Annotated in this window: 8 protein-coding genes; 4 read left to right on the top strand and 4 right to left on the bottom strand. The window is 51.3% G+C overall.

Features of this window, described 5'->3' with window-relative positions; translation table 11 throughout:
• The coding region (locus LLG96_11230) for a cupin domain-containing protein (GenBank protein ID MCE5250780.1) at positions 1-703 on the bottom strand (703 nt) is incomplete at its 3' end.
• A 421-nt stretch (positions 704-1,124) separates the two neighbouring features.
• Between LLG96_11230 and LLG96_11225 the strand changes: the two genes are divergently transcribed.
• Positions 1,125-1,301 carry a hypothetical protein gene (locus tag LLG96_11225; protein ID MCE5250779.1) on the top strand — a complete coding sequence of 59 codons (177 nt, stop codon included), beginning with the start codon at positions 1,125-1,127 and terminating at the stop codon, positions 1,299-1,301.
• On the opposite strand, the gene LLG96_11220 is transcribed toward LLG96_11225, so the two are convergent.
• The 3 genes from LLG96_11220 to LLG96_11210 all read right to left on the bottom strand — a co-directional run bounded on the left by LLG96_11220 (position 1,235) and on the right by LLG96_11210 (position 5,785).
• Complete coding sequence (locus LLG96_11220; protein ID MCE5250778.1) at positions 1,235-2,581, bottom strand: DUF2529 family protein; 1,347 nt, start codon at positions 2,579-2,581, stop codon at positions 1,235-1,237. The two genes, LLG96_11225 and LLG96_11220, sit on opposite strands and share 67 nt — an antisense overlap.
• Positions 2,582-2,652: 71 nt before the next feature.
• Positions 2,653-4,029 (bottom strand): hypothetical protein, encoded by a 1,377-nt coding sequence (locus tag LLG96_11215; GenBank protein MCE5250777.1) that lies wholly within the window; start codon positions 4,027-4,029, stop codon positions 2,653-2,655.
• A gap of 1 nt (position 4,030) precedes the next feature.
• Positions 4,031-5,785, bottom strand: coding sequence for a DUF362 domain-containing protein (locus LLG96_11210; GenBank protein ID MCE5250776.1), 1,755 nt, complete (start codon positions 5,783-5,785; stop codon positions 4,031-4,033).
• 493 nt (positions 5,786-6,278) lie between these two features.
• On the opposite strand from LLG96_11210, the gene LLG96_11205 reads away from it, so the two are divergent.
• The 3 genes from LLG96_11205 (at position 6,279) to LLG96_11195 (ending at position 9,042) form a co-directional block, all read left to right on the top strand.
• On the top strand, positions 6,279-7,634 hold the full coding sequence (locus LLG96_11205; protein MCE5250775.1) for a DUF4861 domain-containing protein: 1,356 nt from the start codon (positions 6,279-6,281) through the stop codon (positions 7,632-7,634).
• 51 nt (positions 7,635-7,685) lie between these two features.
• Positions 7,686-7,868 carry a hypothetical protein gene (locus tag LLG96_11200; protein ID MCE5250774.1) on the top strand — a complete coding sequence of 61 codons (183 nt, stop codon included), beginning with the start codon at positions 7,686-7,688 and terminating at the stop codon, positions 7,866-7,868.
• A gap of 94 nt (positions 7,869-7,962) precedes the next feature.
• The gene (locus LLG96_11195) at positions 7,963-9,042 is read left to right on the top strand and encodes a PKD domain-containing protein (protein ID MCE5250773.1); all 1,080 of its coding nucleotides are present in this window, start codon (positions 7,963-7,965) and stop codon (positions 9,040-9,042) included.
• The last annotated feature ends 234 nt before the right edge of the window (positions 9,043-9,276 follow it).

The following is a 9,276-nucleotide window of genomic DNA, read 5'->3' as shown; positions in this document are numbered from 1 at the left end:
CAAACCATATCTCCTCGACACCCTCACCGTGGCTGTGTGGCTGTCCCATGGTCATGGGATCGAACCAGACAGGCCCCATGCCGGAAATAACCGTAAGCCCGTCATTCTTCGAGAAGAGCGTTTTGTAAATATGAGTCCAGTGAACGTTGCTCGATGAAGGGGTAATGATATTCTCATCCCTCACGAGCATGTCTTTTCTCGTCGCTGTACCGGCGGTAACCGGTTCGACCATGATATACATGGTCAGGGGATCGTCGCCCGTATTCGTTATGGTGAACTCGACACCGGGAGGCATGAGCACCCCGATACCTTCATACAGGTCGGCGGTTTTACCCCCCGATTTGATGACGCCTTTGCCGGAGCTGATATAGAAAATCTCCTGTTCGCCGTCCAGCTTGGTCGCTGCCGTGGTGGTATGCGCATTCAGTGTGCCGTGAACGAACCGTTTCAGGTACTGCAATACCGCGCCATGTTTGGTCGGACGCAGCGGGTCTCCCGTACAGGGCGTCAGGATGTCACGTTCGATGAGCGAGCCGTGAGTATGACGGGGCATGGACTCTTTCCAGCTCGCGATGAACATGTCGGGGTCCGGCTCGGTTTTCGGGTCGTACGGTTTCGGGTCGAGCTGGCTGTAATCCTGCGCCAGAGCAATCGCCGAAACAAAAAACACAAACATCAGCAACAACACTGGGGTTTTTTTCATCGATCTTCTCCTCGCCTAAAAGGTATTGTTTATACAGGTAAAAATAGTAACCACGGATGAACACGGATAAACACTGATTTAACCCGGATTATTCATGAAAAATATTTAACCACAAAGACACCAAGATACAAATAGAGATAAGTAATTAATTATACTGTCTTTAGTAATTATTAATTCCGGTTATCCAGTTAATTCAGCTAACATGATTGATCCTCCCCGGCTTCGCCGTGTCCCCTTTATAAAAGAAAGGGGGATGAAAGTGCTCCAACCGCTCCCTCCTTAAAAGGATGGATACCGCAGGCAGGGGTGATCACATACTATCGGGAGAAATTATCAATTTTGAATAAAAAAGTTTTTCATACTTATTAAACTGGATAACTGGATTATTAATTATTCATATAAAGAAAAATGATACAAACAAATCCGCGAAAATCCGCGTTCCATCAAAAAATTATACACAGGCTTGTCAACATGTTATGGAAATATTGAAATAGATTGGAAAAAAAGCAAATCTTCTTTTTCCGCAGACTGTCAATATCCCCGTTTCAGGAACGCATCCCTGACAGAATCATCATATTCCTTACCGCCCGGGACATGAAAGCTCATCCAGTAGTACGGCGCCACTCCGCGGCTTTCCATGGCCTGAACATAGGCCCCGACAACAGCCCAGAACGCGTAATTGTTCATCATGGTCGTCGTGGGGATGATTTTGTTCGGGTAACCCGGAATGTCCAAAACACCGTACACATCACCGCTCTGGTTATCGAAGCTCATATCGCAGAGCTTTTTCAGCGGTTCGGTCGAAATTTTATCGTCACGTTTGAACGGGTATATACCGAGTATCCATGCTCCTTTTGCGCGAACCTTTTTTGCCATGGCGATCTCTGATTCCGCTGTGGCGGATGAGACGGCGATGATTACGACATCCTTTGCGGTGAGCGAATCCGGTTCAAGGGGATACACACCCATGAGACCACCGGCGGTGCCGTTCGATTCGATCCAGAATTCGTCACGGCTGCTCCAGGGATATATTTTCCCGCCCGCGAGCACACGATCCGCGATGGTTTCGCCGGCGACCTGAATATCTCCGATATTCCGGGCATGAAATTCCTGAAGACGAGCCATGAGCGTATCGAGGTACTTTTCAGCGGCTTTAGAGGAGCCACTCGTGTCCTTATATGCAAGGTTATGGGCTATCTGCGCCGTGACAAGCCAGTATCCGACCACCGTCATCGGGCTCGTCGGGCAGATTTTCAGGTGCAGAACCGGTGTAAGCGCAGGAGTGACAAGCCCGTCTTCCTTCGGTCCCCATGTATAGATGAACGTGTCGCACATGTCCTCGATAAAGTAGTCCGGGTGATCGTTGAAATTCGGGGGAGAGTACCGGTTTGTTGTCATCGGGAATCCGATACCGAGCACATAACACCCGTTTTTATGCGCTTTTTCCACGTGCTCGGTCGGGTTGGCGACCATGAGGAAATCCTTTGGGCCGAGCTCGGGCTGCCCGGGGTATCCTGCGTTCTGCCCCTTGGGATCGGGTGCGATGTTCGGATTTCCCGGAACATCTTCCGCGCAGGCGCCGCCATACATGATGTGAGGTGTGCCGATTCCCGAAATGATCTTTCCCCCGGCAAGTTTGCGCTGTGCGGCTACTTTGGTTGCACGGCCTATTTTTTCGAGTTCGCGGACTTTTATCACGTGGAGGATATCGTACGATCCCCGCAGGTAGAGGTCTGCATAATTCCCCAGTTTCGGGAAATACGGTTTATTCTGTTCCGGCGTCTTCCCGAAACACGGCAGCGCTGCCGCTGCAAGTAAAATAACGACGATAACGACACCGGCAGAAACTCCGATGTGTCGGGTAACCGAGACTTTCATAGGTATCCTCCCCGAAAGAAAAAAATATAAGAAAGCTTGTCTAAAGCACAATAATCATTGTCATTTTACTCTTAATATCCCCGTTTGAGAAAATGCGTGTGTATCGAGTCGTCATACGCTTTTCCGCCGGGGACATGCCAGCTCATCCAGTAGTAGGGCGCAACGCCGCGGCTTTCCATCGCCTGGACATAGGCGCCGATAATCGACCAGTACGCATAGTTATTCATCATCGCCATGGTCGGAATGATCTTGTCGGGATAACCGGGAATGGCGAGAACGCCGTACTTGTCGCCGCTCAGGCTGTCTATGCTCCGGTTGCACAGTTTACGGAGCGGTTCGGTGGATATGCCATCCTCACGGACGAACGGATAAATTCCCACCATGTATGCGCCTTTCGCGCGGATTTTACGGGCCATCTCGATCTCGACCTCGGGAGTTGCGCCCGCCATGGCGAGCAGCACAATGTCCTTATCGGTTAGTTCATCGGGATTTAATTTGGGCGGGTGCTGGATGCCCGGCCCGGTATAGATTCCTTCGGGATGAATGGGGTAGATGCCCATGAGACTGCCCGCGGTTCCGCTCGCTTCCTGGTAGAACTCCCACCGCGAACTCCATGGATATATCTTGCCGCCCGCAAGAACCCTCTTCGCGATTTCCTCGCCGATCACCTGTACATCGCCGATATACCGCTCATGGAATACCTGGAGACGGCCCATGAGGGTATCGAGGTAGGCTTCGGCGGCTTTGTAGGTTCCCGATGTATCCCTGTAAGCGAGATTATGCGCTGTCTGGGCTGTGACAAGCCAGTACCCGACCACTGTCATCGGGCTCGTCGGGCAGATTTTCAGATGGGGGGTGAGGGACGGGGTAACAATACCGTCCTCCTTGGGTCCCCATGTGTAGATCATCATATCGACCTGGGATTCCATCGTAACTTCGGGATGATCGTTGAAGTTGATCGGCGAATACCGGTTGGTGGACATGGGATATCCGATACCGAGGAAAAAACAGCCGCGCTGCCGGATATCCTGATGTCCCGGCCCGCCGACAATGAGGAAATCGCCGGCGCCGAGGTCGGGAAGCTTTCCGAAGCGGGGATCGCCCGATTTGTAATCGGGAGCGATGTTGGGATTTCCCGGCACATCCTCGTCGCAGGCTCCGGCGTACATTATGTGCGGTGTCCAGATGTACGAGTATATCGTCCCGCCGGCGAGCTTGCGCTGGGCGGCGATTTTACAGGCCTGCCCGATTTTTTCAAGCTCGCGGACACGGATCATGTTGAGGACATCGTACGAGCCGCGCAGGTAAAGATCGGCGTAATTATCGAGGGTGGGGAAGAAGTCCGTCCGCTGCTTCGCCGCTGTGCCTTCACTATGCGCCGGTATAAAACCTCCTGCCAGCATCAACAACACAAAAATTGAGAGATAGCTTTTTCGATAACCATTCATTTCATTCGCCTTTCGGATCAAGAGTAATTCCCTGGAGACGGTCGCCGTCGAGGTCGCAGATATTCACTGCGATCCTGACATCCTCTTTTTTACCCTCCAACTTTTTCACTTCGAGGATCAGGGTATTTTCACCTTTATCGAACTTGAGAAACGATGTCGGTGTGGGATCGTATGAGAGCGCTTCTTTCTGATAACTGATCGCATGCCCGTTCAGGAATGCCCTGAAATCGCCGCCCTCAATACCGACAAGGAGCTGGCCGCAGTGATCTTTTCGCGGCGTCGTGATTCTGAGAGCCAGATAAAAAAGCGATCCCTTGTGTGCATTTTTACTCCCCGGAAGACCATAGAGGAGGCACTCCTGGAGCCTGTACGGCCTGCTTACATTGGGCAGTGAATCGATTATAGCATCGCCATCGAGCAGTTCCCACGATATGTCTTCGGTCTTGTCGCCTGCCTGAGGTTTGAGCGCGGGAATGTCCTTGATGGGGGATTTCAACGGCCCGAGCATGATCCATTTTCTGATACCGCGAGCAGCATACGTGTTTGCCGCACGGTCGAAATTACGGCTCAGCCTCTTGACCGGAGGCCCGGCGATTTCGATCCTGTCGGGATTCCATTCACCCATTTTCTTCATGTTCGCCAGCCGGAGGAGATCGGAATCGAGCGGGTTGTACCCCATGACGAGCATGCACACCGCTTCGGTCGCAATGACATCGCCGCCTGCGACGACAACGTTGTGATTGGTCATCACACCGTTCTGGCCCTCGTGCTGCTGGATAGTTGCCCAGAAACCCTCCGCGACCGCGTAATCGGGCTTTATGGCACATGCCAGATCGGCGATTCCGCGCACGAGACCGAGCTGGCTCCCCTGGTGGATTGCCTTTTTGCTGTTGCCGTGACCGTACTGCTGGGAATGTACGCATCCGACGAAGTTTTTCAGCGCGAGCGTGACGCCGGCGCTCGAATGGGTTTTCAGCACCGGTACGGAAATGACCACATCGGAGTCCATGATACACTTCGGAAGATAGATTCCCTTCCGTTTTGTCCACTCGGTTTTCGAGGTACCGTCCGGATCGCCCGGCACGACATACTGGAATGCGCCGATATGTGTCCCGTACGGATCGAAATCGGTCACATACACAGCATCGTCCTCGTTGATATCGATGTAATCGACTTTTGTCCCTGACTGACGGGCGTTGATTTCATCGACTATCCCTGCATATGTGAGATTTCCCATGCCTTCCCATACAAAATGCCAGGCATCGACGAATTCCTCCTTTTTGAGTTTCCCGCCGGATGTGTACCACGGCGCCCCCTCTACGATGCTGATACGGCGCGGCCCGATACGCTCCACGAGGTACTCGATAACCGCTTTGATGACGCGTATATCGGTGTCGAGTCCCCAGTGCATGTAATCGTCGGCCCACAGACCGCAATCGGTATATGCGACGATATTGGTCTTGATAACAACCCAGCTGTCCTTTTTGACGATGGCTGGCAGATTCCGCGGGGATGTGTCACGGTCGAGGGCGAGAAACACCACATCGCGAACCTGTCCGGTATCGACCAGCTCATCGAGCGGCGCGGGGCGTTTGAGCGCAGGGTCGTCTGAACCGGCTATCGCCACGAGGGGCCTGTCTCCTCCTGACAGAACGGCGGCTTCCGTCTTTCCTGAGTATATCATATCGGTGACCTGTGTTCCCACGATAAATGAACCCGTGGCAGCCGACCGCCTGATAAATTCACGTCTTTTCATGAAGCAACTCCTTTATCTATAATAGAATATAATTATTTCCACTGTTTTGTTTTTTTGGAGAATGTATTAAATATAGTATTTTCATGCGGTGCATAAAAGGGGGAATGACATTACTCCCTTTTTTTTATGTAAAAAACCTGATATTGGAGACATCACACGCCATAGTTGACAGTAAAAATATTCTGGTTATTCAATAAGTCATAAAACTTGCAAATGATATGTTTTTACACGTTAAAGCGTCATTCCCGTGAAAACGGGAATCCATCAAATAGTGCTCATGACTTAGCGATCTTAATGCTGGATTCCCAATTCACTTCGTTCTTTGGAATGACAATACTCATACAAAAAATCAGTGATTATGAGCTAAGTGAATAACCAGAAAAAATAATACTTTACAGATTGACAATAATTCAGAGGCGTTATAATTTTGTATTAAACATTGAAATACCGCAGATTGTTTGCCTACACTCCACAAAATAGAGGAGAACGAACCATGTCCCGTATAACGACATTCATACTCGGCCTCGTATGTGCGTTTGCCGGTGTCAGTCGTGCATTTCCCGCGGATTACGGCTGGTACACGGAAGGAGATTTTTTTCCCGCTTCCCGTATCCGTGTGGTGGTGACCAATACGCTCAATTTTGAGCGGAAGGACTGCCCGGTCATAATCCGCCGTGAGATCATGCCCCTGGCGAGCCTCGAATCGCGATGGGTTACGCTCGTTGATCCGACGATTCCTTCTCAGCCGAAACCGTCGGTCGAAACGCTGAAAAAAATCGGCAGCGGCGCAACCCGCGAGGAGACGAACGGTCACTGGATACCACATCAGCTCGATGATCTCGATCAGGACGGCCTCTGGGACGAGGTATTTTTCATGACCGATTTCAAACCGCTCGAATCGAAGACATTCTTCCTGTATATCGGATTCAATTTTCGCGGGAAAGTCGAGCATGAAACCCATGCCGAGCTCGGCTGGTACGAAAAACAGCTCGTTCCCTACTGGGAATCGAAGCTCATGGGCTGGAAGCTCTGGTATTCCACCGATGTGGACATGTTCGGAAAACGCGAGCCGATGCTCGTCATCCCCGAAGAGGCTCCCAGACACATATCGGGATATGTGGCTCCCTCCGAATTCGGGCACGACATCATGACCGTGTCGGAGACATTCGGGGCGGGAGGTCTGTGCCTGTTCGAGGACCCTTCGCAGCCGGGCTTGATATCACGGCCCCGTTTCAACCCGTACCATGACAAAGGGCCTGTCCATGCCGCACGGTACAGCTACCACACTGTGCTCAACGGTCCCCTGAGGAGCATGGTGAAGGTCAGGTGCCTGAACTGGCGTACCGGCAGGGGGGAATACGAATACGAGCAGACCTATACCGCATATAAAAATAAAAGCTACTCGATCAGCACCGTTCACTTTACGATGTTTTTGCCGGAAGAGCGGGGAACCGGGTTCGGCTGCGGTATCAGGAAGATGCCGAACGAGTACACGATTTTCAGGAACGAGGGCATGGTAGTGTCGTTCGCCAAAGATGTAATTGCCTCCGACCCCGATGTGGAAAAGGAATGGGAAACGCAGCTCAAACTCGATTTCGAGGGGATAGCCCTCGTGGTGCCAGATTCCTTAAAGCCTCGTTACCAGTTCGTCGAAGCATACGAGGGCAACCATGCCATGTGTATACCGGTCACTGAGAATCATACGTACGAATACCTCATCGCCGCCGGATGGAGCGAAGGCACGGTCAACAGGAACGAGCAGGAATTCAGGAAGTATATGCTCGACACACAGAAAGAATACAACAATCCGGTTGTGATAAGCGATATAAAAGCGGAGTATAAACAGTAGGTTACAAAAGTATAAAATGCAGGCGATATGTTTAATCGAAAGAAGGACAAAGTGAAGCAGGCCGATTGTGTGGTTGTACGCGTCTACGATGGCCGCGATACTGCGGAACAGTGGATCAAAGAAGACAAATATGCTCTGAACTGCACACGTCTCTCATTCAAACGGTTCGTCTATTTCGCAGGAAAAAATCTTGTTTCAATTGTACAAAGACCATACATTGAGCTTGTTGAATGAATATTTCGGAATTATGAGCCCTCTTTATTCTGATAGGGGGAATATCGGTTTATACCTTCAAGTTAACTATATATTTCACTGAAAGTTGGAACTCATGTCAAAAACATTCATATCGATGTTTGCCGCGCTTCTTCTCTTTTCTTTGCCGGCTGCGGCGCTGGAACGTCCCGGCGTCGAATTCAAGGTGTTTCAGTTCCCGCGGAACATGATCCCTCGCATCGACGGCAAAACCGACGACTGGGACATTGTTCCGGACGACTATATCATCGGAACCGAAGAACTGACCGACGAGAAAACTCCCGGCAGACCCATGAACAAAAAGAGCCTCGATGTCAAGGTTCGCGTCGGCTGGGTCAATGGGCTGAACCGCCTCTATTTCTGCTACGAGGCGTTCGACGATTACTGGAACATGTTCTACCGGCGAGGCGACATCTTCGAATTGCTTGTCGATGGCGACCTGTCAGGCGGGGATGCAATATACAATCCTACGTTCAAGGGCAGGGACAATTACTTCAAATACCAGGGTATCTTTGCCCAGAACTACCACATCTACACACCACCGGGTGAGGGACGGGACTGGGCCATGGTCTGGGGCTGCCAGCCGTGGATCAGCAAACTTCCCTGGGCGAACTACGCCTACGACTACTCCTTCAAAGAAGGCGAAAGCGGCAACCTCGTACTCGAATTCTGGATCACGCCCTTCGACTACGCTCCATACGACGGCCCTGAACGCGCGGTGCCGTCAAAGCTCGTGGAAAACGCGCTCCTCGGCCTGACATGGACAATTATCGACTATGATGGCAATAACGATCCGAATGACATTCAGGACGACAACGGCTTCTGGAGCATATCGCACCACCGCGATTCGTACCGCGATGCCAACCGGTGCCTGGCCTTCCGTCTCATGCCGCTCCTTCCGCAATTCCAAAAGCCTATAGAAGCCGAATGGTCCTGCACCGTGCTCGATCTCGACCGAAGGATCGTTGCCTTCAAGGACGAATCCCACGGCGAAATCACTTCGTGGCTGTGGGAGTTCGACGATGGCACGACTTCGACCGAGCAGCACCCCGTTCATCAGTACACGAAGGGCGGATTCTTCATTGTCACCCTCCACGTCGAAGGCCCGGCGGGGAAGGCGAAGCGGGTGAAGGTATGGGATGTGGTGTTGAAATAAGAGGGCTGTGAAAAAGTATATTTTTTCACGAGCCCTGTGACGAAATGTATTGTTTTGTTGCTGTCAAGGGCATGTAAATCGGCACTTCGTGCCGACCCTTGACAGCTTGTATCCACACTTACAGACTTTATCACAAGACTTATAATCATAGTGTCGAAGAAGAGTCGGACAGGCTTGTTTGTCGTGTCAAGGCCCTTGATTGACTGAGAGCGTTATCCATTTGAGGCGCGAAAA

Source organism: bacterium (assembly GCA_021372535.1).
Lineage (GTDB): Bacteria > Latescibacterota > Latescibacteria > Latescibacterales > Latescibacteraceae > JAFGMP01.
Note: the sequence above shows the minus strand (reverse complement) of the source record. Positions and strands in the feature narration are given on the sequence as shown.

Coding starts and splice junctions, on each gene's coding strand:
- LLG96_11220 (MCE5250778.1), bottom strand. CDS start 2,581: ATGAAAGTCTCGGTTACCCGACACATCGGAGTTTCTGCCGGTGTCGTT.
- LLG96_11215 (MCE5250777.1), bottom strand. CDS start 4,029: ATGAATGGTTATCGAAAAAGCTATCTCTCAATTTTTGTGTTGTTGATG.
- LLG96_11210 (MCE5250776.1), bottom strand. CDS start 5,785: ATGAAAAGACGTGAATTTATCAGGCGGTCGGCTGCCACGGGTTCATTT.
- LLG96_11205 (MCE5250775.1), top strand. CDS start 6,279: ATGTCCCGTATAACGACATTCATACTCGGCCTCGTATGTGCGTTTGCC.
- LLG96_11195 (MCE5250773.1), top strand. CDS start 7,963: ATGTCAAAAACATTCATATCGATGTTTGCCGCGCTTCTTCTCTTTTCT.